The sequence below is a fragment of the Mesorhizobium sp. L-8-10 genome, assembly GCF_016756635.1.
Classification (GTDB): domain Bacteria; phylum Pseudomonadota; class Alphaproteobacteria; order Rhizobiales; family Rhizobiaceae.
In genome coordinates this window covers 5,559,652-5,586,324 of sequence record NZ_AP023263.1, presented here as the reverse complement: position 1 = coordinate 5,586,324, position 26,673 = coordinate 5,559,652, and the positions used below count along the sequence as shown (strand labels likewise).

General features: G+C 64.0%; 26 protein-coding genes. 11 read left to right on the top strand and 15 right to left on the bottom strand.

The window, feature by feature from the left end; all coding sequences use genetic code 11:
- Complete coding sequence (locus tag JN280_RS26175; RefSeq protein WP_202306662.1) at nucleotides 1–456, bottom strand: pyridoxamine 5'-phosphate oxidase family protein; 456 nt, start codon at nucleotides 454–456, stop codon at nucleotides 1–3.
- Between the two features lie 366 nt (nucleotides 457–822).
- Between JN280_RS26175 and JN280_RS26170 the strand changes: the two genes are divergently transcribed.
- Nucleotides 823–1,659, top strand: a complete 837-nt coding sequence (locus JN280_RS26170; RefSeq protein WP_202306661.1) for a universal stress protein — start codon at nucleotides 823–825, stop codon at nucleotides 1,657–1,659.
- Nucleotides 1,660–1,747: 88 nt separating this feature from the next.
- Here JN280_RS26170 and ubiA read toward each other — a convergent pair whose 3' ends face one another.
- The 9 genes from ubiA to ccoN all read right to left on the bottom strand — a co-directional run bounded on the left by ubiA (nucleotide 1,748) and on the right by ccoN (nucleotide 10,734).
- Nucleotides 1,748–2,662: a 4-hydroxybenzoate octaprenyltransferase gene (ubiA, locus tag JN280_RS26165; protein WP_202306660.1), complete on the bottom strand. Its 915-nt coding sequence runs from the start codon at nucleotides 2,660–2,662 to the stop codon at nucleotides 1,748–1,750.
- 109 nt (nucleotides 2,663–2,771) lie between these two features.
- Complete coding sequence (ccoS, locus tag JN280_RS26160) at nucleotides 2,772–2,912, bottom strand: cbb3-type cytochrome oxidase assembly protein CcoS (RefSeq protein ID WP_202306659.1); 141 nt, start codon at nucleotides 2,910–2,912, stop codon at nucleotides 2,772–2,774.
- Entirely contained in the window at nucleotides 2,909–5,179 is a 2,271-nt protein-coding gene (locus JN280_RS26155) for a cation-translocating P-type ATPase (RefSeq protein ID WP_202306658.1), read from the bottom strand. The genes ccoS and JN280_RS26155 overlap by 4 nt, the downstream gene beginning before the upstream one ends.
- The gene (locus JN280_RS26150; protein WP_202306657.1) at nucleotides 5,176–5,667 is read right to left on the bottom strand and encodes a FixH family protein; all 492 of its coding nucleotides are present in this window, start codon (nucleotides 5,665–5,667) and stop codon (nucleotides 5,176–5,178) included. The genes JN280_RS26155 and JN280_RS26150 overlap by 4 nt, the downstream gene beginning before the upstream one ends.
- Nucleotides 5,664–7,223, bottom strand: a complete 1,560-nt coding sequence (gene ccoG / locus JN280_RS26145) for a cytochrome c oxidase accessory protein CcoG (RefSeq protein ID WP_202315046.1) — start codon at nucleotides 7,221–7,223, stop codon at nucleotides 5,664–5,666. The genes JN280_RS26150 and ccoG overlap by 4 nt, the downstream gene beginning before the upstream one ends.
- 122 nt (nucleotides 7,224–7,345) lie before the next feature.
- The gene (ccoP, locus tag JN280_RS26140) at nucleotides 7,346–8,209 is read right to left on the bottom strand and encodes a cytochrome-c oxidase, cbb3-type subunit III (RefSeq protein WP_202306656.1); all 864 of its coding nucleotides are present in this window, start codon (nucleotides 8,207–8,209) and stop codon (nucleotides 7,346–7,348) included.
- 3 nt (nucleotides 8,210–8,212) lie between these two features.
- Nucleotides 8,213–8,362, bottom strand: coding sequence for a cbb3-type cytochrome oxidase subunit 3 (locus JN280_RS26135; RefSeq protein ID WP_202306655.1), 150 nt, complete (start codon nucleotides 8,360–8,362; stop codon nucleotides 8,213–8,215).
- Nucleotides 8,363–8,373: 11 nt separating this feature from the next.
- The gene (gene ccoO, locus JN280_RS26130; RefSeq protein ID WP_202306653.1) at nucleotides 8,374–9,105 is read right to left on the bottom strand and encodes a cytochrome-c oxidase, cbb3-type subunit II; all 732 of its coding nucleotides are present in this window, start codon (nucleotides 9,103–9,105) and stop codon (nucleotides 8,374–8,376) included.
- Between the two features lie 12 nt (nucleotides 9,106–9,117).
- Nucleotides 9,118–10,734: a cytochrome-c oxidase, cbb3-type subunit I gene (gene ccoN, locus JN280_RS26125; protein ID WP_202306651.1), complete on the bottom strand. Its 1,617-nt coding sequence runs from the start codon at nucleotides 10,732–10,734 to the stop codon at nucleotides 9,118–9,120.
- A 157-nt stretch (nucleotides 10,735–10,891) separates the two neighbouring features.
- Between ccoN and JN280_RS26120 the strand changes: the two genes are divergently transcribed.
- A complete protein-coding gene (locus tag JN280_RS26120) occupies nucleotides 10,892–11,392 on the top strand; it encodes a hemerythrin domain-containing protein (RefSeq protein WP_244742096.1) in 501 nt (166 codons plus the stop codon).
- A gap of 122 nt (nucleotides 11,393–11,514) precedes the next feature.
- Here the strand turns inward: JN280_RS26120 and JN280_RS26115 are convergent, their stop codons facing one another.
- Nucleotides 11,515–12,243, bottom strand: coding sequence for a Crp/Fnr family transcriptional regulator (locus JN280_RS26115; protein ID WP_202306650.1), 729 nt, complete (start codon nucleotides 12,241–12,243; stop codon nucleotides 11,515–11,517).
- Between the two features lie 150 nt (nucleotides 12,244–12,393).
- On the opposite strand from JN280_RS26115, the gene hemN reads away from it, so the two are divergent.
- Nucleotides 12,394–13,743, top strand: a complete 1,350-nt coding sequence (hemN, locus tag JN280_RS26110) for an oxygen-independent coproporphyrinogen III oxidase (RefSeq protein WP_202306649.1) — start codon at nucleotides 12,394–12,396, stop codon at nucleotides 13,741–13,743.
- Nucleotides 13,744–13,949: 206 nt separating this feature from the next.
- On the opposite strand, the gene JN280_RS26105 is transcribed toward hemN, so the two are convergent.
- The gene (locus tag JN280_RS26105) at nucleotides 13,950–14,381 is read right to left on the bottom strand and encodes an HD domain-containing protein (RefSeq protein ID WP_202306648.1); all 432 of its coding nucleotides are present in this window, start codon (nucleotides 14,379–14,381) and stop codon (nucleotides 13,950–13,952) included.
- Nucleotides 14,382–14,816: 435 nt separating this feature from the next.
- Between JN280_RS26105 and JN280_RS26100 the strand changes: the two genes are divergently transcribed.
- From JN280_RS26100 to JN280_RS26070, 7 genes are all read left to right on the top strand, one after another.
- Nucleotides 14,817–16,925: a hydantoinase/oxoprolinase family protein gene (locus JN280_RS26100; RefSeq protein WP_202306647.1), complete on the top strand. Its 2,109-nt coding sequence runs from the start codon at nucleotides 14,817–14,819 to the stop codon at nucleotides 16,923–16,925.
- Between the two features lie 10 nt (nucleotides 16,926–16,935).
- Complete coding sequence (locus JN280_RS26095) at nucleotides 16,936–18,672, top strand: hydantoinase B/oxoprolinase family protein (RefSeq protein ID WP_202306646.1); 1,737 nt, start codon at nucleotides 16,936–16,938, stop codon at nucleotides 18,670–18,672.
- 144 nt (nucleotides 18,673–18,816) lie between these two features.
- Entirely contained in the window at nucleotides 18,817–19,518 is a 702-nt protein-coding gene (locus JN280_RS26090; RefSeq protein ID WP_202306645.1) for a TetR/AcrR family transcriptional regulator, read from the top strand.
- A gap of 68 nt (nucleotides 19,519–19,586) precedes the next feature.
- Nucleotides 19,587–20,573 (top strand): ABC transporter substrate-binding protein, encoded by a 987-nt coding sequence (locus JN280_RS26085; RefSeq protein WP_202306644.1) that lies wholly within the window; start codon nucleotides 19,587–19,589, stop codon nucleotides 20,571–20,573.
- Nucleotides 20,570–21,385, top strand: coding sequence for an ABC transporter ATP-binding protein (locus JN280_RS26080; protein WP_244742093.1), 816 nt, complete (start codon nucleotides 20,570–20,572; stop codon nucleotides 21,383–21,385). The genes JN280_RS26085 and JN280_RS26080 overlap by 4 nt, the downstream gene beginning before the upstream one ends.
- A 3-nt stretch (nucleotides 21,386–21,388) precedes the next feature.
- Nucleotides 21,389–22,186 (top strand): ABC transporter permease, encoded by a 798-nt coding sequence (locus JN280_RS26075; RefSeq protein ID WP_202306643.1) that lies wholly within the window; start codon nucleotides 21,389–21,391, stop codon nucleotides 22,184–22,186.
- Nucleotides 22,187–22,201: 15 nt separating this feature from the next.
- Entirely contained in the window at nucleotides 22,202–22,999 is a 798-nt protein-coding gene (locus JN280_RS26070; protein ID WP_202306641.1) for a glutathione S-transferase family protein, read from the top strand.
- A gap of 139 nt (nucleotides 23,000–23,138) precedes the next feature.
- Here the strand turns inward: JN280_RS26070 and JN280_RS26065 are convergent, their stop codons facing one another.
- From JN280_RS26065 to JN280_RS26055, 3 genes are all read right to left on the bottom strand, one after another.
- Nucleotides 23,139–24,383 carry a Zn-dependent hydrolase gene (locus JN280_RS26065; RefSeq protein ID WP_244742090.1) on the bottom strand — a complete coding sequence of 415 codons (1,245 nt, stop codon included), beginning with the start codon at nucleotides 24,381–24,383 and terminating at the stop codon, nucleotides 23,139–23,141.
- Between the two features lie 417 nt (nucleotides 24,384–24,800).
- Nucleotides 24,801–25,463, bottom strand: a complete 663-nt coding sequence (locus tag JN280_RS26060) for an acyl-homoserine-lactone synthase (RefSeq protein WP_202306637.1) — start codon at nucleotides 25,461–25,463, stop codon at nucleotides 24,801–24,803.
- A 95-nt stretch (nucleotides 25,464–25,558) separates the two neighbouring features.
- Nucleotides 25,559–26,290, bottom strand: coding sequence for a helix-turn-helix transcriptional regulator (locus tag JN280_RS26055; RefSeq protein WP_202306635.1), 732 nt, complete (start codon nucleotides 26,288–26,290; stop codon nucleotides 25,559–25,561).
- A 134-nt stretch (nucleotides 26,291–26,424) separates the two neighbouring features.
- Here JN280_RS26055 and JN280_RS26050 point away from each other — a divergent pair, with 134 nt between their 5' ends.
- Nucleotides 26,425–26,631, top strand: coding sequence for a hypothetical protein (locus JN280_RS26050; protein ID WP_202315347.1), 207 nt, complete (start codon nucleotides 26,425–26,427; stop codon nucleotides 26,629–26,631).
- Nucleotides 26,632–26,673: the final 42 nt, after the last annotated feature.

The window sequence follows — 26,673 nt, the reverse complement described above, 5'->3', positions numbered from 1 at the left end:
CTATTCGTCCCTGTCGATGGCTTCGCGTCCAGAGATTTCTTGGATGATAATCCTGAAGAAGACATGCTCGTAGTGGTCTGAGACGATCGGATGAACGGGGCTTAGGCTGCCTGTCTCCCACCAGTTGGGCCGGCTGCTGATGAGCCGCCACGCATGGATGCGTTCCGGCTCGTTCTCCGGTGTATCATCCAGTTCCTCGTAGCGGCCCAGCACCACGACACTCTTCCATCCCCTGCCTGGACCCGGTTCGTCCACCTGGACGCATATACGGGGATTGTCGCGCATCCAGGTGATCTTGCGGCCGGGCATCGAGAATCCGTAGAGGTGCCGGTCGGCATAGGTCATGTGGATCGGCACGACATAGGGCTGGCCGTCCCTGCAGCAGGCGAGACGCACCACGCGGCTTGCCGCGATCAACTTGGTGCATTCCAGGACCGACAGTGTCCTGATCAACATCGTCACACCTGCCTCTCAGGACAGCTGTCTTCGATTGCGGCCACAACGGGCGTCGGAAGGTCAGGGCAGCCTGTTTCGTCGATATGCTGCGCGAAACGCCGACAACGCCCAATCGGACCAGCTGCGGCGAGTGAACTCCAGAATTGTGGCCATGTCATTGACTCCGATCAAGCCGATCCTGTCGGGACGCGGCGCGCGCAATCGCCCTCGGGATGAATAACAAGTCTCAGGCCCGCCAAGCGGCTGACAACGGGTCCGACCGGCCAATTGCGCTATGTCAAAGCGCTGGCTTTCCGGCCAAAATAGCCTTCGGCCGCCTATCGCCGAGCCAGGGCGCCGAGCTATGTCCGGTCAAGGAGAATCGTCATGAAGCTGAAAGCCTTGCTTCCGCTGGTCACCCATCCCGACCCGAATTCCGATGCCGTGGCCGCGCATGCGGTGGCCGTCGCAAGGCAGTTCGGGGCCGACCTCCACGTGCTGGTGGTCAATGTCGACATCCCGCCGGTCTCCAATGCGTTGTCGGACCTGCTGCTCGACCTGCCGAACAAGATCCGCCAGGCGGAGGAGCAGAGCCGGGCGAGGGGCGCGCATCTGCTGGACCGTGTCGAACACCAGGCCTCGGCTGCCGGCGTGCCGCTCTCGACCGAGGAAGTGTCGGCGGGGCCCGCCTTTCTCTACGAGAAGGCGGCCACGAGTGCACGCTATTTCGACCTCGATCTGGTCGGTTGGGAAAAGGGCAATCCGACGTCTCGGACCCTGGCGGAAGCGGTGATCTTCGGCGCGGGACGTCCCACGATCCTGCTGCCGGAACACTGCGATATCGGTACCTTGGACCGTATCGCGATCGCGTGGGACGGCAGTCGCGTCGCTGCCCGGGCGGTGGCGGACGCAAAGCCGCTCCTGGCCAGATGCGAAACGGTCTCGGTAGTCACCGTCGTCGATGAGAAGCCGCTGGCCGAGCTCGACGCAGGCGAGCGTCTGGCGGATGGGTTGCGCAAGCGTGGTCTTCAAGCCGAAGCCACAAGAATCGAGGCCGGCGATGCTCCGGTGGGCGCAATACTCCAGGAACAGGCAATCCAACTCGGCGCAGGCCTGCTCGTCATGGGCGGCTACGGCCACTCCCGCGTTCGCGACTTCATCCTGGGAGGAGCCACCGAGGCGGTGCTGGACGATTTGCGCCTGCCCATCCTGCTTTCGCACTGAGCGCAGGCCGCTTGAAGGGGCGGGGCAGTCCGCTTTGCGGTCAAGGCCGGCGTGACATGCGGCGGAGAACAACTTCGCCGTGTCGGGTTCACCAATTTCCCACGAGAGCCGCGCACATCAGGAATATGCCGGTCAGGATGTTCGACAGAAAAAGGCTGAAATTCAGCTCCGGACGCTGGAGGTCGATGCGCCAGGCCTGCCAGGCGAGATGCGCGGCGATCACCGCCATTCCTGCCGCGTATGGCAGCGACATGTCCAATAGCCAGCCTCCCAGCGACCATGATACGACCGTGAGAGCGTAGAACAGACCGATACAGGCTTTTCCCCTCTGACCGAACAGGATCGCCGTCGACTTCAAGCCGAGGCGACTGTCGTCGTTCAAATCCACGTAGGCGTAGACAGTGTCATAACCGATTTGCCATGTGATGGCCCCGATCCACATGACGATGGCTCCGGCCGGGATATGCCCGGCCACCTCCGCCCATGCCATCAGCATTCCCCAATTGAACGCGGCGCCCAGGACCGCCTGGGGCCAATGGGTGAATCGCTTGCAGAGCGGATAGACGAATACGACCGGCAGCACGCATATTGCGATCAGGCGTGTGTATGGGGCCAGGAAAAACAGGAGCGACGCGGCGAGAGCAAGTTCGACTATCAGGAAAGCTACGGCTTGGCGGGTCCTGAGCTGGCCGCTGGCCAACGGGCGAAAGCGTGTCCGCTCGACGTGGGCATCAAACTTGCGATCGGCGATGTCATTGATCGTGGAACCGGCGCTTCTCATCAGCAGTGCGCCGAGGGAGAAGACGATCAAATGCCGGAAGGCAGGAATTCCGTGCGAGGCTTGAATGAGCGCGGCCAGGCAGGGAAAGAGAGTGAGCCATATGCCGACGGGCCGATCCAGGCGCGCGAGCCTCGTGTATGGCCGCCATGCCGAGGGCAACCGGCGATCGACCCAGTCACCTGCATGGATGTCGCTGAGGTCGGGCCGGCTCGATGCTGTCATGGTACGAATCCCGTGGCAGCCTGCTTTCTATCCGAAACCGACTTCGTTGTGATGCGCGTGGCTTCGCAACGAAGCGATGAGCGGTTGACGCCTGGCGGGCTATCCGATGCTAATCCTCGTCGGCCAGGATACGCACCGCAGCGCCGTCGGGGTCGTCATATTGACCGCTGCGAAGCGCCCAAAGAAAGGCGCCCAGGCCAAGCCCGCCGAGGAACAGCGCGACCGGGATGAGATAGGCGAGGGTGGTCATTGCGCGATCGCCGGCATCGCGGGGCGGGTCGCGCTCCGCGATGTTGCCGCCGGCTCAGGCTGCTTCCTGCCGATCCCGAGACGCAGCGCGTTGCCGATGACGAGCAGCGACGAGCCCGACATGGCGATTGCCGCAACGAGCGGCGTGACGAAGCCGAGAATGGCGATCGGCACGGCGATCGCATTGTAGAGGATCGCCAGCCCGAGGTTTTGCCGGATCAGACGGCCCGCCTGCCGCGACACGGCGACGGCAAGCGGTATCGCCGACAGGCTTTCGCGCAGGAAGACAAAGTCGGCGGCGTTGCGCCCTATGTCGGCGGCCGTGGCCGGCGCAATCGAGACATGGGCGGCGGCCAGCGCCGGCGCATCGTTCAGCCCGTCGCCCACCATCGCTGTCTTGCGGCCCTGGGCGGCAAGGGCAGCCAGCCGTTCGACCTTGCCGGCAGGCAGAAGCCCGGCGGCGAAGTTCTCGATCTCGAGCGCGCCGGCCACCCCTTCGGCGATGTCTGAGCGGTCGCCCGAGAGCATCTCGATCCGCATCCCCGTTTCCTTCAATTCAGCGATGGCCGCGCGTGCATCGGGGCGAAGCACGTCCTCGAAAACGAATACGGCACGCTTCATGCCATCCTGGGCCAGGACCGTTCCCCGGTTCCCCGGTTCCCCGTTGCCACCCATTGCCCATTCGGCTCGCCCGAGCCGCCAGGTGCTGCCTCCGTCCTTGGCCTCGATTCCCAGCCCGGGCATTTCGGCGATATCGGCAAGACGAGGTCCGTTGGCGACCGGAGAGGCTTCTGCGATCGCCAGGGAGAGCGGATGCCGCGAATGCCGCGCGAGAGCCGCGGCGACGGAGAGCGTCTCGGCATGGATCGAGGCCGCGTTGACGAGGCGGGGGCGGCCGAGGGTAAGCGTGCCCGTCTTGTCGAAGACGACCATGTCGATATCGGCCAGCCGCTCCATGGCCGACCCGTCCTTGACCATGATCCCATGTTCGAAGAGCCGGCGTGCCGCCACGACTTGCACGATGGGCACAGCGAGGCCGAGCGCGCAGGGGCAGGTGATGATGAGCACCGCGATCGCGATGGTTGTCGCGCGGTGCCAGTCTCCCGAAATCGCCATCCAGCCGAGGAAGGTGAGAAGGGCGGTGAGATGTACCACGGGCGCATAGAGGCTCGAGACGCGGTCGGCGATCCGGCGATATCCAGCCCGTCCGCCTTCGGCCGCCTCCATCATGCGCAGCATTTCCGACAGGAATGAATCCTTCACGGCCGCGAGCGCCTGGACGGTGAGTGGACCCGTCAGATTGTGCGTCCCGGCGCGGACGGTGGTGCCGATGGACACGGGCTGTGGATCGCTCTCGCCCGTGATCAATGAGGCGTCGATCTCGGAGCGACCCTCGATCACCCGCGCGTCGAGGGGGATACGGTCGCCGGCGGCGATCGCAAGCCGCATGCCCGGCTCGATCTCGCCGACCGGCCGGTAGTCCCGTTGGCCGTCTGACGTCAGCACCACCGCGCCCCGTGGGGCGAGCCTGGACAGGCCGAGCACGGCGGCGCGCGCACGATTGCGCATCACGTGGTCGAGCGTCCTGCCGATCAGCAAGAAGAACAGCAGCGACACCGCTGCGTCGAAATAGGCGTGCGGGCCATGGTTGATAGTCTCGTAGAGGCTCATGCCATAGGCGAGCGAGACGCCGACGGCGATGGGCACGTCCATATTCATGCGTCCATGCCTGAGCGCCGACCATGCCGATCGGAAATAGATGCGGCCGGCGAAAACGAGGGCGGGTATGGCGATCAGTGCCGATATCCAATGGAAGAGGTCGCGGGTGGCGTCTTCCGCGCCCGACCACACCGACACCGACAGGAGCATGATGTTGCCGGCGGCGAAGCCGGCGACCGCGACGGCGCGGATCAGTTCGGCGAGCGTTGCGTCTTTTTCCGTTCCCTCGTGGTCGAACAGATGGGCCTCGTAGCCGAGCCCTGCCAGCGTGGCCGGGATCGGCGGCACGTCGTCGCCCTGCCAGCGCACGGCGACGCGTCGCGTCGAAAGGTTGACGCGCGCGCTTTCGACATGATCGAGACTACGGAGCGCGGTTTCGATCGACCGGATGCAGGCGCCGCAATGGACGGAAGGTACCGAAAGGTCGACCTGGTGCCGACCGTCGCCGAGCGCGCGGGCGGCCAGCTTAAGCTCTTCCGCCGAAGGCAGGCCATGTCCCATCCTTTCGATGTCGAGTGCACCCTCGGCGCCGGGAGCGCAGCAGCTCATTCCAGCTCTCCCGCGGTAACGACGATCCGGCTGACCTCGCGATAGGGCAGGTCCCTGCCGACCTCGGCATCGGTCTCGACAATCCATATGCCGTCGCGCGGGGTTTCCGGCGCCCGGAACGTTCCGTCGGCACGGCGTTGCATCGCGATGACCTTGTCCTCGCCGTCATAGGCCGGGCGGCGGAAGGTCACCGTTACGGCGCTTGGCGCGACCGTTGCGCCTGATGCGTCGGCGAGCCGGTAGCGGATCTCTCCGCTGCCGATCGTCAGGCTGCTGTGCCATCCAAGCGCGGCCTGGGCGCGCCCCTGTTCGGCCTTCCGGTTGAACTCCTGGCTTGCGACATAGGAGTTCTTCACGACAAAGCCGGTCCAGCTACGGCCCGCGACCATCGCCATGGTCAGGTTGACGGCGATGATGGTGCCGAAGAAGGCGACCACGATGGCCAGCATGTGCCGACCGGTGAACGTGCCGTTTCCGCGCCTGGTCATCTCGAAATCTCCGGTGCCTTGAAGGTCGCGACATAGTCGTCGCGCTCGAAGCTCGATTTGTCCTCGACGATGAATTTGAAGCTGGCGTCGGTGCCGTCGACGAACTCTTTCGGCTGCCGCACGAAGACCTTGAGCGTCCTCAGCCTGTCGGGCTCCACCAGCACCGCGATCGACCGGTCTTCGGGCTGGTCGGAGCCGATCACGCTCATATTCGCGCCTGGCAGCCCTTGCATCGTCAGGATGATGGTGCGCGGCTCGGGGATCATGTTGAGAAGCTTCACCGTGTAGCCGTTGCGGATGGAGCCGTCGGAGAGCGTGACGAATTGCGGATTGCGATCGTGAAGAACGTTGATCTCGAGCCGGTCGCGGCCGAGGAGGGCATAGAGCAGTGCGACACCGACGAGGGTCCAGCCGCCCATATAGATGAAGGTGCGCGGGCGGAATAGCTTGCGGATATGGAACTGGGCGACCTTGTCGGTGAGTTTTCCGTCGGTGCCGCGGACGCGACCCGGATCGATCGCGGTCGTCCCGCCCGCGGTCGCCAGCGCCATGTTGGCGTTGTAGTCGCTGAGCGTGGCATAGGAGATCAGGCCGCGCTCCTTGCCGATCTTGTCCATGACCGCGTCGCAGGCATCGATGCAAAGCGCGCAGGTGATGCATTCGAGCTGCTGGCCGTCGCGGATATCGATGCCCATGGGGCAGACGGCGACACAGGCGTTGCAGTCGACGCAGTCCCCGACGGGCCGGCCTTCCGCGGCCGCCTTCTTGGCATGGCGCGAGCGCGGCTCGCCGCGCCAGTCGTTGTAGGTGACGGTCAGCGAATGCTCGTCGAGCATGGCCGCCTGGATGCGCGGCCAGGGACACATATAGGTGCAGACCTGCTCGCGCATCAGGCCGCCGAACGTGTAGGTGGTGGCGGTCAGCACCGCGACGGTGATGTAGGCGACAGCCGCCGCCTTGCCGGAGACCACGTCGAGGAACAAGGTCGGGGCGTCGGCGAAGTAGAATATCCAGGCGCCGCCCGTCGCAACGGCGATCAAGAGCCATATGGCGTGCTTGGCGCTGCGCAACACGAGCTTGCGCGCGGTCCAGGGGCCGGCGTCGAGCTTGATCCGCGCGTTTCGGTCGCCCTCGATCGCCCTCTCGACGACCAGGAAGAGATCGACCCAGACGGTCTGCGGGCAGCTGTAGCCGCACCACGCGCGTCCGACGGTGGACGTGATCAGGAACAGCCCGACCCCGGCCATGACCAGCAGGCCTGCGACGAAGAAGAATTCCTGCGGCCAGATCTCTATGAAGAAGAAATAGAAGCGCCGGTGGGCGAGATCGACCAGCACGGCCTGGTCAGGCGCATAGGGACCGCGGTCCCAGCGCAGCCATGGCGTCAGGTAATAGATGCCGAGCGTCACCAGCATCACCAGCCATTTGAAGCGCCGGAAGCTGCCCGAGGCGCGCTTCGGGAAGATCTTGCGACGCGGAGCGTAGAGAGGTTGCCGGACCTTGGCGGAATTCACCGCCTCCGCTTCGAGCCTTTCCACTTCAGTCTGGTTGAGCATGTCGGGCACTCGCAGTTTCATCGCACGCCGCGGAGCCGACGAGAGCCAAGCGGAGCGATGTACTCTCATCTAGCCGCAGGAGACGCCGTCTCGCGTTGATGCAGGTCAACCGGTGACCTGGCCTATTCGCCGCCGCCGAGCGAGTGGATGTAGACGGCAAGCTCCTTGACCTTGGTGTCGCCCAGCCGGGCACTCCAGCCGGGCATGACGCCGTGCCGGGGGGCTCGCACCTGCCGGGCGATCGCCGCCTGGCCGGAGCCGATCAGCGAGATCGCATCGGTGAGATCGGGCGCGCCGAGCTCGCGACTGCCCTTGCCGTCCTCGCCATGACAGGCCGCGCAATTGTCGGCGAAGACTGTCTTGCCCGGGGTCGCCAGCGCGGTGTCTGCCTCGTCGCCGGCGAGCGTCGCGACATACGCGGCGACCTCCTGGATCTGCGCGGGCTCGAGCACGTCGGCGAAGGCAGGCATTTCCGAGACCCGGGTGTCCGCATCGGTCGCGAAGCGTATGCCATGGGCGATCGTCTGGTAGATCTGGTCGGCAGTGCCGCCCCACAGCCAGTCGTCATCGTTGAGGTTGGGGAAGCCGGGCGAGCCTTCCGCACCCGACCCGTGGCACTGGACGCAGTTGACCTTGTAGGCCGCACCGCCGGCGGCGACGGCGAAGTCGCGCAGGGAGGGGTCGGCGATGATCTCGCCGACGCTCCTGGCGCCAACCGCTTCGACATACCTGCCCTTGGCGGCTTCGGCCGCCGCCAGCTCGGCCTTGATGTCGCTGCGGCTCGAATAGCCGAGCAGACCTGAGGTCGCCGAGCGCAGCATCGGCCAGGCCGGATAGGCGACGGTGTAGACCAGCGCCCAGGCGATGGTGGCGTAGAAGGTCCACAGCCACCAGCGCGGCAGCGGATTGTTGAGCTCCTTGATGCCGTCCCACTCATGGCCGGTCGTGGCGACGCCGGTGATGTCGTCGATATGCTTGTCGCTCATGGCTCAATCGTCCTTGAGAGGGATCCTGGCGGCCTCGTCGGCCGCCTTGCGACTGCCCGGCCGGAATGCGAAGAGGGCGACGCCGAGGAAGAACAGGGTCATGGCAAGCAGGGCCCAGCTGTCGGCGAATTCACGCATCGTGTGGTAATCCATGACGACGTTCCTCAGCGGTAGCCTGCGGCTTCGTCATAGGTCGAGAAGTCGACCAGCGTGCCGAGCATCTGCAGATAGGCGACGAGCGCATCCATCTCGGTGAGCGCCTGCGGATTGCCGTCGAAATCGCCGACCTTGGCCTTGGGGTAGCGCTCGAGCAGGCCGGTGGTGTCGGCATCAGGATCGGCTTGCGCCCTGAGGTCGGTCCCGGCATTGGCGATCATGTCGTCGTTGTAGGGCACGCCGACCCGGACGTTGGCCACGAGCTGGGTAGAAAAATCCTTCGCTGCCAACGGTTTGTCCTTCAGGAAGGCATAGCTGGGCATGACCGATTCCGGCACGACCGACCGCGGCTCGATGAGATGCTGGACGTGCCACGCGTTGGAGTAGCGATCGCCGACGCGAGCGAGATCGGGTCCGGTGCGCTTGGAGCCCCATTGGAACGGGTGGTCGTACATGGACTCGGCAGCGAGGCTGTAGTGGCCGTAGCGCTCCACCTCGTCGCGGAAGGGCCGGATCATCTGGCTGTGGCAGACGTAGCAGCCTTCCCGGATGTAGATGTCGCGGCCGGCCAGTTCGAGCGGCGAATAAGGACGCATCCCCTCCACCTTCTCGATCGTGTTCTCCAGGTAGAAGAGCGGCGCGATCTCGATGATGCCGCCGACCGTGACCACCAGGAAGGAGCCCGCCAGAAGCAGCGTGGCGTTCTTCTCCAGGATTGCATGTTTGTCCATCAAGGCCATTTGGTCGGGCTCCTATTCGGCCGGCTGCAGGCTGGGTGCGGCGCCGGCGACCGGCTCCTCCTCGCGCTGGTAGCCGAGGATGGTCATGGTGATGTTGAAGGCCATGATCAGCGCGCCGGTGAGGTAGAGCGCGCCGCCGGCGGCGCGCATGACGTAGTAGGGGTGCATGGCCGCGACCGTTTCGGCGAAGGAATAGACCAGGAAACCCTGCTCGTCGTATTCGCGCCACATCAGGCCCTGCATGATGCCGGAGACCCACATCACGGCCGCGTAGACGACGATGCCGAGGGTCGCCAGCCAGAAGTGCCAGGTGACCAGCCGCATCGAATACAGCCGCTCGCGGTTCCACAGTTTGGGCACGAGGTAGTAGATCGCGCCGAACGAGATCAGGCCGACCCAGCCGAGAGCGCCGGAGTGGACGTGACCGATGGTCCAGTCGGTATAGTGCGACAGCGAGTTGACCGCCTTGATCGACATTACGGGGCCTTCGAAGGTCGACATGCCGTAGAAGGCCACCGCCATCACCATCATGCGGATGATGGGATCGGTGCGGATCTTGTCCCAGGCACCGGACAGCGTCATCAGGCCGTTGATCATGCCGCCCCAGGAGGGCATCCACAGCATGATCGAGAACACCATGCCGAGCGTCTGCGCCCAGTCGGGCAGCGCCGTGTAGTGCAGATGGTGCGGACCGGCCCAGATATAGAGGAAGATCAGCGACCAGAAGTGGATGATCGACAGCCGGTAGGAATAGACCGGGCGGTTCGCCTGCTTCGGGATGAAATAGTACATCATGCCGAGGAAGCCGGCGGTGAGGAAGAAACCGACCGCGTTATGGCCGTACCACCACTGGGTCAGTGCGTCTTGCACGCCCGAGAAAGCCGAGTAGCTCTTGACGCCGAGGAACGACACCGGCACCGCGAGATTGTTCACGACGTGCAGCATCGCGATCGTCACGATGAAGGAGAGGTAGAACCAGTTCGCGACGTAGATGTGGGGTTCCTTGCGTTTCAGGATCGTGCCCAGGAACACCGCCAGATAGGCAACCCACACGAGGGTCAGCCAGAGATCCACGTACCATTCGGGCTCGGCATATTCGCGGCTCTGCGTGATCCCCAGCAGATAGCCCGACGCCGCCATGACGATGAAGAGCTGGTAGCCCCAGAACACGAACCAGGCGAGGTTGCCGCCGAAGAGTTTCGCGCGGCTTGTGCGCTGCACGACGTAGAAGGAGGTGGCGATCAGGGCGTTGCCGCCGAAGGCGAAGATCACGGCCGACGTGTGAAGCGGCCGCATCCGTCCGAAGCTGAACCAGGGTTCGATGTTGAAGTCGGGATAGGCCAGTTGCAGGGCCACGATCACGCCGACCAGAAGGCCCGCCACGCCCCAGAACATGGTTGCGATCGAGCCGTAGCGGACCGGCCCGTCCATATAGGGCGAATCATCGACGGCACGATCGGAGGCCGGAGCGAAACCGGTGTTGCGTAGCAGGAGCACAGTGCCCGCAGCGAGCACGAAGAACAGCACCCACATGTGCTGGCGGAAGAGGTCGTCCGCGGCGAACGCTGCCCCGAGCAGTGCGAGAAAGGCGGCAAGGCCAACGCCGGCGATTTCGGCTCCGTATTTCATATGCGGTCCCCACGAGGATGGGCGGATCAGGCGATTCCTGTCTCCGCGGGCGCACCATCGTCGGGGCGACCGGCAGCGTCCTTGATTTGGATCAAGGCGGCAGCGGCCGCCGCTCCTAGCCTTTGACGACAGACGGCCGTGGCGCGAGGAAACGGATTTGGCGAGGATCGGGACGGGCTATGGCGGAGATACGGAGCGCCTCGCCTCGGCGCCCGGCGATCCGTTGATCCTGCTGCGAACTGTGCATGCGGCCAAGCTTGCCCTTTGCGACAGGCTGGAAGCGATCGCCGACGGACTGCCAGCCGATGTGAGCGGCAGCGAATGCGAAGCCGTCGCCCGGGCAGTGGTGCCGCTTCTGGAAAATGCCCATCGCTTCGAGGAAAGCGTCGTGTTTCCCCTCTGCGAGCGCCTGTACCCGGGCAGTCTCGCGGTCGCCGGCTCGCTGGAGCGGCTGGCGGGAGAACATCGCGAGGATGCGAGCTATGGCGAGGAAGTCGCGGAGGCGCTGCTGCAAGTCGGCGAGGCCCGTCCGATGCCGGGCGCGGAGGCGCTCGGCTTCATGCTGCGGGGATTCTTCGGATCGCTGCGCCGTCACATCGCCTTCGAGCAGGACTTCGTGGCGATGATCGCGGAAACGGCCAGACTCGGCGGCCGATGATCGGCCGTTGGAGCGCGCTACTTCGTGGCCCACGCCCGCCGGCGCCAAAACCGGCCAGCCCGGAAGGGCCGCGCCTGCGTGGCCGCCCGGATGCGTCGGCATCCAGGCGCATTTGAAACAGATCAGCGTCCGGCGCGCTTTGCCAGTCGTTCCAAGTCGCCCACCGTCACATGACGGTTGTTCTCGATCGCGATCACGCCGTCCTTGCGCAGGATGGTCAGCTGCCGGCTGACGGTCTCGATGGTCAGCCCAAGATAATCGGCGATGTCGGCCCGGGTCAGCGGCAGGTCGAACACCGCATCCTTCATGTTGTCGGCTCGGTAGGGGTCGATGTTGCGCGCGATCAGAAGCAGAAAGCTCGCCACCTTCTCCGACGCGGTCTTGCGGCCGAGGGTCAGCATCCATTCGCGCGCCTCGTCGAGCTCCTTCAAGGTCTGCACCAGCAGACGATGCTCGAGCTCGGGCGAGGCCTTCATCATGCGCTCGACCGATGCTTTGGGGAACGAACAGAGAGAGACGGCGGTCGCCGCCTCCGCATTGATTGCGCTCTCGGATTTGAACGGGCGGCCCAGGAAATCGGGGGCGAACTGCAGGCCGACGATCTGCTGGCGGCCGTCAGCCAGCGTCTTGGTCAGCTTGATGACGCCGGAGAGCACGTTGGAATAGCTGGCCACCTTTTCGCTGTCGCCGACGAGCTCTGCACCGGCATCCGCTTTCTGCTTCCACGACTGCTTCGCAAGCGTGATGAGCTGCGCCGGGTCGAGCGCGCCACACAGGCCGCGATGCCTGGCCTCGCAGGCTTGGCACAGGGCAGGGATATCGGAGTTGTGGACGTCCTGTCGGATGTTCATGGCGATTTCCGGTTGAGCCGCACACTATATCGTTCGCCGCTGTCGACATATGGGGGACATCGCGGCTTTTTGTCCCCGCCGGCGGGTTGATCGAGGTCAAGGCCCTCGCCGTCGTGTTTCCTAATCTGGGCTGCCGAACAGGAGCCCAGCATGGACGAGGAACTGATCAGGAAATACGCGGCGCCGGCGCCGCGTTACACGAGCTATCCGACTGCCCCGCATTTCCATGCCGGCGTGGGCGAGGACGCCTATCGGGACTGGCTGGGCGAGCTTCCCGCGAGCTCGACCCTTTCGCTCTATATCCACATCCCGTTCTGCGACCGGCTCTGCTGGTTCTGCGCCTGCAACACCAAGCAGGTGCGACGATATGCGCCGCTCGAGCGCTACCTGCAGGCGCTTCACTGGGAGATCGAGACGGTCGCCGGGCTGATCGACGGCAAAGCGCGCGTCGAGGCGGTTCATTATGGCGGCGGCTCCCCCACCATGCTGGAGCCGAGCGACATGATCGCGCTGGATGCCCAACTGCGCAGTCGCTTCCGGTTCCTCCCCGACGCGGAAGTTTCGGTCGAGATCGATCCCAACGACATGGACGACGCCCGTTTCGACGCACTCGCCGCGATCGGCATGAGGCGGGCGAGCCTCGGCGTCCAGGATTTCGACAGCAGGGTGCAGAAGGCGATCAATCGCGAGCAGAGCTTCGAGGCGACGAAGGCCGTGGTCGATGCGGTCCGCGCACGCGGTGCGACATCGGTCAATCTCGACCTGCTCTACGGGCTCCCGCACCAGAGCGAGGCGGGCGTCGCCGCGACCGTCGACCAGGCCTTGACGCTCACCCCCGACCGCATAGCGCTGTTCGGCTACGCTCATGTGCCCTGGATGAAGAAGCACCAGACGATGATCGACGAAGCTGCGCTTCCAGGACCCGTGGAGCGGTTCCGGCAGTTCGAATGCGCTGCGTCGGTGATCTCCGCGTCGGGTTACGATGCGGTCGGCCTCGACCACTTTGCCAGGCCGGGCGACAGGATGGCGATTGCCTGCCGCGAGGGCTGGCTCAGGCGGAACTTTCAGGGCTACACCTGCGAAAGCGCCGAGGCCCTGATCGGCCTTGGCGCATCGGCGGTCAGCCAGTTGCCGCAGGGCTATGTGCAGAATGCGCCGGCTTCCGCCGATTACGAACGTCGTGTCGCGGCGGCTGGCATGGCCGTTGTCCGCGGCTTCGAGCTATCGGGCACTGACCGCATGCGCGCCTGGGTGATCGAACGGCTGATGTGCGATCTCTCGTTTTCGCGCTGCGACCTGTTGAGCCGCTTCGGCGAGGCTGCTCGGCCGATCATCATCGAAGCGGAATATCTTGCCGCAGCGGACAAGGACGGCATCTTCGCGCGACAGGGAAACCGCTTCGTCGTGACGGCGCGCGGCCGGCCCTTCGTGCGAAGCATCGCTTCTGCCTTCGATCGCTATTTCGGCTCCGGCGCCGGGCGTCACTCCGCAGCCGTCTAGCCACGCTGCTGCGTGTCGCGACACGCGGTAGATATTGATCCAGCGGATGTCCTTTTCCGAGACTGCACACTCGCGGGAGACATGCTTTGGCCAATGGCCGATCCGATTGGATCGGAGCGGCTATTCGCCAGCCTGCGCCCGCCGGCGTTTCGGTTCAGTTCGCCAGGATCCACGATCATCGGATGTTTCGACAACCAGGACGGCTGTCATGTGCCGTCGCCGCCTTTTTCGAACTCGTCCCGCAGGATGCCAAGTCCCCGTTCGTACTTCCCCGTCGGCAAGCCGGCCTCGCGGGCTTGGCATAGATTGTCCTCGAGATCGGCACGCTTGACGCTGCGCGCAAGGCGGTTGGCGGCGGCGCGGCGCACGAATGCAGCGTCGTCTTCGCCCTCGCGCCGGGTCATGGCGTCCACGGCCGCCACGATCGAGGGGCTGAAGCCCTCGGCTGCAAGGCGTGCCAGCGTCCAGCCCTTCGCCTTTTCAGGAACATCGTGCAGATAGGCGACGATCTTCTCGTCAAGCCCGTCGACCGCTTCGACGACGCGCCGGCAATGCTCGACATAGGGTCTGCCGAGCTTGTCCTTCTGGCCTCGATGCGCTGCTTCGGCGAGCGACAGCGCATGGTCGAGATTGCTCATCGCTAGCCTCCATTCGAACGCAAAAACAGCCGGCACTGCGCAATGTTCCAAAACATGGCTCGCAACCATGGGAACGATCGAGCGCCGGCGCTTCGTCGGCCTGGTCAGGAGATCGTCGGGGATAATTTCGCCTCCCGCGCGGATGCCCGACGGGCATCCGCCATGTGGGTCGAATCGGCGCGATGGCGAAGTTCAAGCCCGAGGTCCGGTATTGCTGAGCCTCACGCCTGCGGTCGGTGATCCGCGCTTGCCGGAATGTGTAGATGGTCTGTGTGAGGGGGGAGGCTGTTCGCTTTTGTTGAGCCCGGCTTTGGCCGCGTCGGACAAACGAGGGGGCCAGCAGTCGAAGTCGCGGCAGCGAATCGACTTCGGGTCTCTTGACTGTTGGCCGTTATTGACTTACTAGTCAGTTAATAAGAGCGGAGAGAAAACAGCATGGCCGATGCCCCAGCACCCGAGGCCCTTGATGTCAGGATCGGCATCGACATCGGCGGCACCTTCACGGATTTGGTGCTTTCACGCGGCGGCCGCACGCTGTTCGTCAACAAAACCTCTTCCACGCCGGCCGATCCCGGCGAAGCAGTGATCACCGGCCTGGCCGAGATGCTGGAACGACTGGCGATCGAACCTGGCGCCGTGAAGGAAATTGTGCACGGAACGACGGTCGGTTCGAACGCCATACTGCAGCGCAAAGGGGCCAAGACGGCACTGATCACCACCAAGGGTTTCCGCGACGTTCTGGAGATCGGCCGCATCCGCACCCCTGAGATGTTCAATCTCGCCTGGGAGAAACCCGAGCCTCTGGCACCGCGCCGCTACCGCCGCGAGATATCCGAGCGCATTGCCGCCGATGGCTCGGTCGTCACAGCTATCGACCTTGCTGAGGTGGTGGCCGTATGCGGCGAACTTGTCGCGGAGGGAGTGGAGGCGGTCGCGATCTGCTTCCTCAACAGCTACGTGAACCCCGTTCACGAGATCGCCGCGGCGGCTGCCGTGCGCGAAGCCTTTCCCGAGTTGCGGGTGACTGCATCGTATGAGGTTCTGCCGGAGATCAAGGAATATGAGCGCACCAGCACGACAGTGGTGAACGCTTATTTGCTGCCGGAGATGCAGACCTATATCGATCGGCTGCGCCGGCGCATCGCCGAACTCGGCATTCGTGCCCCGCTCCAGGTGGTTGCCTCAAACGGAGGCATGATGGGAGCGCCGGTAGCAGCCAGACTCCCTGTCTTCGCCGTCGCTTCGGGGCCGGCCGGTGGTGTGACGGGAGCCGCCTCGCTCTCGGGCGGCTTCGGCTATGGCGACCTGATCATCTTCGACATGGGCGGCACCACTGCCAAGGCGTCGATCGTGGAAAACGGTCAGGCGGCATTGGTCACCGAATATGAGTTCCGCGACGGAATCTCGTCGCCCAGCCGTTTCATCAAGGGCGGCGGCTACATGCTGAAGGTTCCGGCGGTCGACATCGCCGAGGTCGGCGCGGGCGGCGGATCGCTCGCCTCGATCGACGCAGGTGGGCTGCTCACCGTCGGCCCCGCCTCGGCGGGTGCCGATCCCGGTCCGGCTTGCTACGCCCGCGGCAACGACCGGCCAACCGTGACAGACGCAAATATGTGCCTCGGCTACCTGAATCCGGAGGCGCTGGCCGGCGGCAGCCTGCCTGTCCACCGCGACAGGGCTATCGAGGCAATGCGCCGCCATGTGGCCATCCCGCTTGGGCTTTCGATCGAGGAAGCCGCGCAGGGAGTGCGCCAGATCGCCAATGTCAGCATGGCGCGGGCTATCCGCTCCGTCACTGTTGAACGTGGTCGTGATCCGCGCGACATGACCATCGTCGCCTTCGGCGGCGGCGGTCCGCTGCATGCGCTGGACGTGGCGCGCATACTCGGCGTCAATCGTGTGATTGCGCCTATCATGTCCGGAGTCTTCTCCGCCGCCGGCATGCTCACCGCCGATGTCGAGCACAATTTTGTGCGCGCCGTGCAGAAGAAGATCACCGATGTCGAGGCCGCCTGGTTGTCGCCCCGGTTGGAGGATCTTGCAGCCGAGGGACTTACCGTGCTTGCCGAGGAGGGCTACGGCGACGACGGCGTGGAACTGCGTTTCGCCGCCGATCTGCGCTATGTCGGGCAGTCCTCGGAACTGACCATTCCCTTCGATCCGCAGGCGATCCTCGCGGCCGGCTTCGCCAGTCTCGCCGAACGCTTTTACGCCGATTACCGGTCGACCTATGGCTACGCGACCGGAGAGCCTGTCGAGGTGGCTGCGCTGCGGCTGACGGCGATCGGCAGAGCCGAACGACTCGCCTTCCAGACAGCGAAGGTGGATGCGGCGGCCACCCGTGGTCTGAGCGGCACGAGAATGGTGCATTTCGAGCGCGGTATGCCGCCCGTTTCCACCCGGCTGATGGCACGCGGCGACGTGACTACGGAGCCTCAGCAAGGGCCGGCCGTCATCGAATCCTATGACACCACCATTGTCGTGCCGCCGGATGCCCGCTTCCGCGCCGATGCCGTCGGGAACGTCATCATCGACATCGCTTGAGGAAGAGCAAATGAGCACGACCGCCGACCCGATCACCTTCGCTGTTCTCAAGAATGCGATGGACTCGATCGTTGACGAGATCGCCTACACGGTGGTGCGCACCGCACGCTCCGAGATCGTGAAGGACGTGATGGACTATTCTGCCGCTCTCTGCGACCGCCATGGCCGCATGGTCGCGCAGGCCAAGACCATCGCGCTGCATCTCGGTGCCGTGCCCGAGGCCATGGCCGCAGTGCTGGAGAGGTATGGCGACGACCTCAATCCGGGCGACGCCGTCATCCTCAACGATCCATATCGTGGCGGTATGCATCTGCCTGACATTTTTATGTTCGTTCCAATTTTCCATGGGGGCGCACTGCAAGGCTTTTCGGTCGTGATCTGCCACCACACCGACGTCGGCGGTCGGGTGGCGGGATCGAACGCCAGCGATTCCACCGAAATCTATCAGGAAGGCCTGCGCATCCCCGTCATGAAGCTCTACGAGCGCGGCGTCATCAACGAGACACTGGCGGGCCTCATTGAGATCAACGTCCGTGTTCCCGACCGCGTGCTCGGCGATCTCTACGCCCAGTATGCAGCCTGCCAGGTCGGCATCCGCGAAATCGGCAAGCTGTGCGACCGCTACGGCGCCGAGACACTGCAGGACTACATGGCCGCGCTGCTCGACTACGCCGAAAAGATGACGCGCGAGGAGATACGCGGCTGGCCGAAGGGCACTTTCCGTTTCGTCGACCACATCGATGACGATGGTATGGGCTCAGGCCCGATTCCGATCACAGTCGCGGTCACCGTTGGCGAGGATTCGCTGATCATCGACTACGAGGGTTCCTCACCGCAGGTACGCGGCGCGATCAACGCCACGCGCTCTTACACCAATTCCTGTACCTATCTGAGCATTCGCTGTGCGCTGAAGGGGGACGTGCCCAACAATGCCGGCATCTTTCGCTGCCTCGATATCCGCGTACCGGAGGGAACCGTACTCAACCCGCTCTCACCGGCGCCGGTGGCGGCGCGGGCGCTTACCGGCTATCGCATTTGCGATACGATGTTCGGCGCGCTCGCCCAGATCGTGCCGGACCGCATCCCCGCTGCGGGCGAAGGCGGCAACACCGTGGTGTGCATTGCCGGCCTCAGGCCGAATCGCGACCCCTTCATCATCGTCGATATGGTCTGCGGCGCCTGGGGTGGTCGGCCCGACCGCGACGGCGTCGAGGCCATCACCAACCCCTCCCAGAACCTGTCGAACACACCGGTGGAGACGCTGGAGGCGCAACACCCCGTGCGGGTCGAGGAATATGCGCTGATTGAGGACAGTTGCGGTGCCGGGCGACATCGCGGCGGCCTTGGCGTCCGGCGCAGCTATCGGCTGCTGGCGCCACAGGCCGAACTGCAGCTCCGCTCGGACCGGATGAAGTTCCAGCCATTCGGCCTGACCGGTGGCGAATCCGGCCGCGCCACGCGGAACTATCTCATCCAGGACGGCAAGACCGTCGACCTGCCGAGCAAGGTGACAATGTCTATCGCCGCCGACAGTGTCATCGTGCATGAGCAGGCCGGCGGCGGCGGGTTCGGCGATCCGCTGGAGCGGAACCCCGAAAGCATTGCGCGTGATGTCTGGAACCACAAGATCAGTGTCGCCTTCGCCCGAGACCGTCACGGCGTGATCGTGGATCCTATCTCCGGTTGGCTGGACTCGGCTGCGACCCGAACGCTTCGCATCGAACTCGCCCGGGCAGCAGCGGAATAGGGGGCGGCGAAGGCCATGCGGAGCTCAAGGACCGCATTGTTCGCCAGACCCGGTTTGGCCATGATGCCGGCATCGTCGGATTCTGCGACAGGAAAAGTCATGAAAAGCGCCGGGAAGACAACGAGACAGAGCAGGGAGGCGACCGTGCCGGAAGTCGCGCCCGAGGCCAGAATCGGGACCGAGGGTGGCGAGTTCCGCGAAAGGCCGATTGAGCGTATCGGCGAGCCGCGCCGTTGGCGCAATGCCGAGCGCACTCGTGCGGACCTATTGGAGATCGCCACTGAAGAGTTCGCCGAGAAGGGTTTCGCCGGCGCGCGGGTGGATGAGATCGTGCGACGCTGCGGCGTTACGAAGAACGTACTCTATCATTATTTCGAGAGCAAAGAGCGGCTGTTCGTCGAGGTTATGGAACTTGCCTATGCGCGCATGCGCAAGCGTCAGAACGAATGGAGTTTCGCCGACCTCGAGCCGAAGGACGCGATGGCCAAGCTCACCATTTTCACCTTCGAGCACTTCCGCGACGAGCCGCAGGTTATCCGTCTGCTCAACTCGGAGAATTTGCACAAGGCCAAGCACATTGCCATGTCGGGCAAGATCCCTGACCTCTATCATCCCCTTATCGCCGCCATTCGCGACGTGCTCGCCAAGGGGCGCGCCGCTGGTCAATTCCGCGCAGACGTTGACCCCGTGGATCTTTACATCACCATTTCAGGTCTCAGCTACTTCTACCTCTCCAATCAATACACGCTGGGCTACGTGCTGCGGCAGGACCTGATGGCCCCCGAGCGGCTGAAGCAACGCGAGAAACACATGGTCGACGTGGTGCTGGGGTATCTGCGCGCCTGAATCGAAAGACGACGACCCGGACAACAGAAGCCGGGGAACTAACTGGTCAGTAACAAGAGGAGAACACAATGAGACGTTTCCTGGAATTGAAAGGGTTGCTCGCCGGCGCGCTGATGATGGCGGGCGCGGCAACGGCCGATGCCGCCGACAAGCTGACGGTACGGATGGATTTCATCGCATGGGGAACCCATGCCGCCATGCACCTGGCCAGCCAGAAAGGCTGGTTCAAGGAGGCTGGCCTCGACGTGGAGGTGCAGGACGGTACCGGTTCCGGCAACACGATCCAGCTCGTGGCTGCGGGCCAAGCGGATGTCGGGCAGGTTCAGCTCGGCGTGATGGCAGTCGCGAAAGAAAAGGGCGCGGACCTTGTGTCGATCGCAGGCTGGTTCCGCAAGAGTGACCTCGCGGTTCTGGTTGATCGCGATGCTGACATTGACCAGATCGCCGACCTCAAAGGCAAGAGCATCGTCAATTTCAACGGCAGCCCGTGGTCGCCCTACATAGGAAGCTTCCTCAGGGCAGGCGGTTTGAGCGAGGATGACGTCGACATCGTGGCGGTGGCACCGCCCGCGCTGATGTCGACCTACACGGCAAAGCAGGCCGATGCGGTGATGACCACGGCTCCTTTCGGACTGCCGGTGATCGAGACGGCGCGCCCCTCCAAGGCCGTGCTGATGGCCGACGCCGGAATCGCCTTTCCCAGCTACGGCCTGATCGTGACGCGCGATACGCTAGCCGGCAAGACCGACGCGCTGCGGCGACTCGTCGAGGTCGAGGTGCGGGCTTGGAAATACATCTATGACGGCCACGTCGACGAGGCGGTGGACGCGATCATCGCGCAGCGCCCGGGCATGAAGCTCAACCCGGCCGTGCTCAAAGGCCAGATCGAGCTCTACCGCGACTTCATCGATACGGAGGCGAGCGCCGGCAAACCCTTCGGCATGCAGACCGAGGCGGACTGGGCCAGGGCTCTGGCCGACATGGAGGCGGCCGGTATCGTGGCGGCCGGGCGCAAGCCGGCAGACTACTTCACCAACGAACTGGTGGGATCATGATGCACACAGCGGCTGTCGTGACCAGGCTGCAACCGGCGCGGCCCCTGGTCCAGATGAGAAGTCTCGCCGTCACCTACACGTCGCGACGGGGGCCGGTCGTGGCGCTGGAAGGGGTCGATTTCGACCTCAACGAGGGCGAGTTCCTCAGCATTCTGGGACCCAGCGGCTGCGGCAAGTCCACGCTGCTCAAATGCGTTGCCGGTCTGGAGAAGCCCACTTCGGGAGAGATCATCTTGGACGGCGCACCGCTCGCCGGTCCGCCGGACGGACTTGGTGTAGTGTTCCAGCGTGACGTGTTGCTGGACTGGCGCACGGTGCTCGACAACGTGCTTCTGGTGGCGGAGTTTCAAGGGCGCGACGTTTCCGCGTTGAGGTCGCAGGCGCGTCGCACCCTTGCTCGCTTTGGGTTGGAGGCCTTTGCCGACCGCTATCCGTGGGAGCTTTCGGGCGGTATGCGCCAGCGTGCCTCGATCTGCCGGGCGCTCCTCACCGATCCCACCCTTCTTTTGATGGACGAGCCCTTCGGGGCGCTCGACGCCATGACGCGCGACGACCTCAATATCGAGTTGGCCCGCCTGTGGCAGGAGACCCGCAAGACAGTGCTGTTCATCACCCACTCCATCGCGGAGGCAGTCTTTCTTTCCGACCGCATCGTCGTCATGTCGCGCAACCCAGGCCGGGTTGTCGAGATCATCGATGTGGACTTGCCGCGACCACGAAGTCTTGCCGTACGCGAGACGCAAGCCTTTTCCTCGTATACCACCCGCATACGTCAGCTCTTCACCAAGCTGGGCGTGCTTCAGGAGGGTTGAGTTATGTCGTTTTGGCGCCGCGGCGAAGAAGCCGTCTACATCGCCCTGACCATGGTTGCAACGCTGGCGCTTTGGGAGATTGCCGTCAGGGTCTTTTCCATCCAGAGCTTCGTTCTGCCGGCCCCGTCCGCCATTTTTGCCGAATTCGCGCTCGCCCCGGGCTATCTGGCAGAGAACGCGCTTTACACACTTTACTCCACGCTCGCCGGTTTCGCCCTGGCAGTCGTCATCGGCTTCGCACTGGCGGTCGCGATCGTGCATTCCAAGTTCCTGGAACGCACTCTCTATTCCTATCTCGTGGTGCTCAACAGCATCCCGAAGGTAGCATTGGCGCCGCTCTTCGTGATGTGGTTGGGCGTCGGCGTCGAGCCGAAGATTGCAATCGCCCTCATGATCGCGATCTTCTCGATCGTCATCGACACGATCCTCGGCCTGCGCAGCGTCGACCCGGACATGCTGAGCCTCGCCAAGGCCTCACGCGCCTCGCAGTGGCAGATCCTTTTCAAGATCAGGCTTCCGAATGCGCTGCCAAGCATGTTCGCCGGCATGAAAGTGGGGATTGCTTTCGCGTTGGTGGGCGCCATCGTGGGCGAGTTCGTGGCCGGTCAGGTCGGGCTCGGCGCGGTGATCCTGCAGGCACAGGGCTCATTTGACAGCGCCCGCGCATTTGCCGCCATCGTCATCCTCGCGATGATGGGCACCGTTCTGTTCTACTTGGTGGAATTCGCCGAGCGAATGCTGCTGCCCTGGCATACGTCACGCCGGGGAGAGCACGGCTCGAACGTGATGGTCCACATCTAGGTTGGCGCCGCGCACATGACGATCGAGGTATACAACTACCCGCTGTCACCCTGCGGTGAGAAGGTCCGCTTTGCACTTGCCGAAAAGGAGCTGGCCTTCGTTGATCATCATGTCGATCTGGGTTCAAAGGATAACCTGAAGCCGGGATTCCTGCGCTTGAACCCCAAGGGCCTGGTGCCGGTGCTGCTGGATGACGGCGTCGCCGTCGCCGACTCCACCGTGATCCTTGAATATATCGAGGACAGATGGCCCGACCGACCGCTGCGGCCAGCCGATCCGCTCGGCAGGGCAAGGATGCGCCGCTGGACCAAGCATGTTGACGAAGTACTCCATCCCGCCTGGCCGGGTATCGCCTGGCCGATCCTCGTACGGCCGAAATGGCTTGCCAAGCCCGCAACCGAGGTCGAGGCAATGCTTGCCGCGCTGCTCGACCCTCGCCGCCGGGAGCGGCAGAAGCGCATGTTCGATCAAGGCTTGGCAGCGCAGGATGCGCGCGAGAGTATTGCTGTTTTCATCGCGACCTGCGAGGAGATGGAGATCCAACTCGCCGGAACCCCTTGGCTTGCGGGCGAGGACTTTTCCCTGGCCGATGTCGCGCTGCTCCCGTATCTCGTCGCAGTCGAAATCTTTGATCTGGCGCGTCTGTACCAGCGCTTCACAAACGTGGCCCGGTGGTATGCCGCCGCGTGCGCGCGAAGTTGCTTCAAGGGTCACCCGCGAACAATGCTGCCCGCCAAGCGCTTGCAGGAGATTGAGGCCTCTCTTGTGAGATCGGCTCGTCAAGGAAGCGTAAACTTGGCTCCAAACACATAGGTCCCACTCGACGCGTCTGCGTCCGCCGCAAGCCATCGATGCGCCGGCATAGGCTTCACCATTGCCATGGCCGTTTCGCTGTTCGGCGCAGCCGTCTATAGCCTTGGCCAGCGCTCGATTTGCTGATGAACCGGATCGCTCAATAGGCCAACTTGTACAACCCTGCGGCCAACACGCGGATGCCGTCGACGATATCCTCGATGGAGGAGAATTCCTCCGGCGTGTGGCTGCGGCCGTCCTTGCTGCGCACGAAGATCATGGCGACCTTGGCGATCGCGGCCATCTGCTGGGAATCGTGCCCCGCACCGCTTGCCATGGTCAGTGTTCCGACACCTTGGGATTCCGCGGCTGCCCGCAGCGCGGTGACGAGATCGGGTGCACTCGGGCACGCCTCATGATCGGCAAGGACCTTCGTCTCCAGCCCGAGACCGCGCCGGGCTGCGACCTCGCGCATCAAGGCGTCATGCATGGCGTAAATGCGGCCTCGGGACTCCGGATCGGGATGGCGGGCATCGATTGTGAAGGTCACCGACTGCGGGATGACGGCGCCGGAATTGGGATAGGGGGTGCAGCGGCCGATCGTGGTGACGGCCGGTCGTCCCATGCGATGCGCGGTGTCGATCAGCCCGGTCGCGATCTCGGCAAAGCCGGCCATCGGATCGTTGCGCAGATCCATCGGAAAGGCTCCGGCATGATTCTGCACGCCGGTCAGGCGAACTTCCGTATGCCGGATGCCGGTGATGGCGTCGACCACGGCAACCGATAGCCCCGCATGCTCGAGCACCGGCCCTTGCTCGATATGGAGTTCGACGAAAGCCTCTATATCGTCGCGTTTGGCTTCGGCAACGCGCAGCGGGTCGAGCCCGACCGCACGCATCGCCTCTGCGATGCCTATCCCGTCGAAGTCCTTCACCGTTTCGGTGTCGCCCGGACCAATGCGGCCGGTGATGGCGCGCGACCCCCAGAAACCGGCGGTCGGAAAGCGGCTGCCTTCTTCCTCGCAGAGCGAGACGGCCTCGAGCGTTCGCTTCGGTTGGCCGAAACGCTCCCGGAGCGCCCTGATCGCAACCAGGGCGGCCAATATGCCGAGCGCTCCGTCATAACGCCCGCCCGGTCGCTGCGTGTCGATATGCGAACCTGAGACGATCGACTTGCCGACCTCCGAGCCTTCAAGGCGGCCCCAGAGGTTGCCGACGGCATCCTGGCGCACGGTCAGCCCGGCGTCCTCGAACCAGCGCGAGACCAGTGCATTGGCTTTCACCCATTCGGGCGAGTAGACGGTGCGCCAGACGCCCGTTCCGCTGTGGGCGCCGATCGCGCCGAGTTCCAGGATGAGGCGCTCGACATAGGTACCGTCGATGTCGATCGCAGGGAACTGCGCCATAACCATCCTCGGATCGTACTCGTCTCAGGTCAACAGATCTTCGCGTCGGTGCACAAGTTGCGACGGCGCTGCGGCCGCGATCAGCGCCCCGCCATAGAACAGATCACGGACGTAGGTCGACATGCCGAGGATGGAAAGTTCAGTCAACCCCGTGAGACGGCAGTTGGAGCCTGTGAGGGAAATGCCCGCGCGTGAAAAAAGTGGCCCCGTCGCGGGGGAGAAACAAGGGGGCGAACGCGACGGGGCGAAGCAGGCGGTCAACTCGATTCGGTCGTCATCTATGCGGCCATGTGGCCGGCTTGACAGGGACTGTTCCGGGAACCGGCTCGTCCAGGGTGAAAAAAAGTGCCCCGCCGCGGGGGAGAATCAAGGGGCGAACACGGCGGGGCGAAGCAGGGGCAGTCAACCAGGGTCGACCTACGCAGCGAGATCCGCATGCCGGACGCGGCGTTCGGCGCCGTGTCCGCGCTGATAGATCGGCAAGTCTACCTTCAATGCCGCGCGCATCTCGGCGATCGTCTGGTTGTCCATTCGAAAAGCGCCGCAGCAGACGGGATGGCGGCCGAAACTGTGGGCGCGGCCGAGTTCTTGGACCGTTGCGCCGGCCCGGGCATAGACGCGCTTCATATGCGGCTCGTAGTTGCAGATCAGTGTCTGGATGTTGTGCGCGACGGCGCATTCCGCGGTGGCCAGGCACAACAGGCCGAACCCCCGCGCCGCGTCGATGCCGGGATGATCGCGCTGGATGTTGTCGGCCTCGATGCAGGTGCGCGTCGCCTCCCATATGCCGGGGGCCGAAAGCGTGGCGCCGTGGGGGAAAGTCTCGCGGAAGACGTCATAAAGAAGCGTCGGGCCCGTGGTCGGCATCAGACGCATGGAACCGTAAAGTGTCTGGGCGTCGGGGCTGCACCAGATCATGTAGACCGGGTTCAGAGCGTCGTAGCTGTCACGCTCGTAGTCGCCATCGATCTCGACGTCCCAATGAAGCTGGTCCCAGAAGACCCGCTTGCGGAGTCTGAACATCTGGTCGAGAACGGCCCGGTACTTCTGATACTGCGGCGCTTGAACAGCTACGAACATTCCCTTGCCTCCGAAATGCTGCTGACCGAGTACCAATCTCGACCAAAAGGAGGCTCAGGTATATTCCTAACGATTTAGGCCGAAGATTATACCCCTCAAAAAGAAGGGGGCCAGATATTGATCAGCCGCAGGCTGATCGCTTTGGCTATGGCCTTGGTGATGTTCTCTGCGTCGAGCTTGAGCCGCGCCGAGAGAAGATAGTCGCGTACCGTGACCTCTGACACGTGCAGCAGCCGGGCAGTTTCCTTTGCGGTCTTGCCCTGGGCCGACCATGTGAGGCACTCCAGCTCACGAGGGCCCAGACGAGGCAAAGGGTGGGCCTGATGGATTTCCTCCATGGCCTTGCGGTGGATCTTGTGGGCGATTTCGGCGATTCCGGCGCCATGGGCCATGACGAAAGCCGCCCATTCCTGGTCGCTCATGCGCGCATTGATGGAGAACAGCGCCCGGCGCGCCAGCTTGTCGATGATCGGCACCGAATAGCCTTGTGCCGCCAGCCCGTGGGCCTGGAAGTCGGCGAAAAGGTCCGCCGCCTGTGCCGTCATGGTGAGCTCGCTCCAGTCGAAGGGCAGCATGCGCGAGAACCCCTCGGTGACGACAGGGTCGATCCGGACATAACCCTTGATCAGGTAGCGGGTGAGCCATTCGGCCGGATATGTGCTTTTGACATAGGGTCCGTCGACCAGGCCGCCGGGCAGTTGCGCCAGGTGATAGGTCGCGTTGTCCAGCGCATAGATGTCGCGAACGGCGACGACCGCCGTCTCGACGGAGTCGGCCGTATCGACGGCCAGATAAGCTTTCTCGTATTGGGACGTTGCCTCGCCCATTTGAGCCGATCTCCGAGCCAGTCAACGAAATGATGACACGAATCACCACAAAGACAATTAGAGCCCCTAAAATTAGAGGGGTAGATTCAGTCTTGAATTCGCGCATAACTTCTCAGCAAGGTCGAGAGGCTTTGATGGGTGCAAGGGAAGACGGGCCCGACAGGGTGCCGGCCACATCGGGCGATTCCGGGGCCGTCCGGGCGGCCGTGCTCAATCTCCAGAATATTTACAGCGACCAGGCTCCCGCCGAGGCGCTCACTCGGGCATTGGTGAGCGAGCGCACCCAGGACCGCCAGATGGCGCAGTTCTGGGTGGAAGTGTACCTGGCGTCCTGCCGGTAGCTCCGAAAGCTTCCTTGCGGTCTTCTCTCGCCGCCGCTCAAT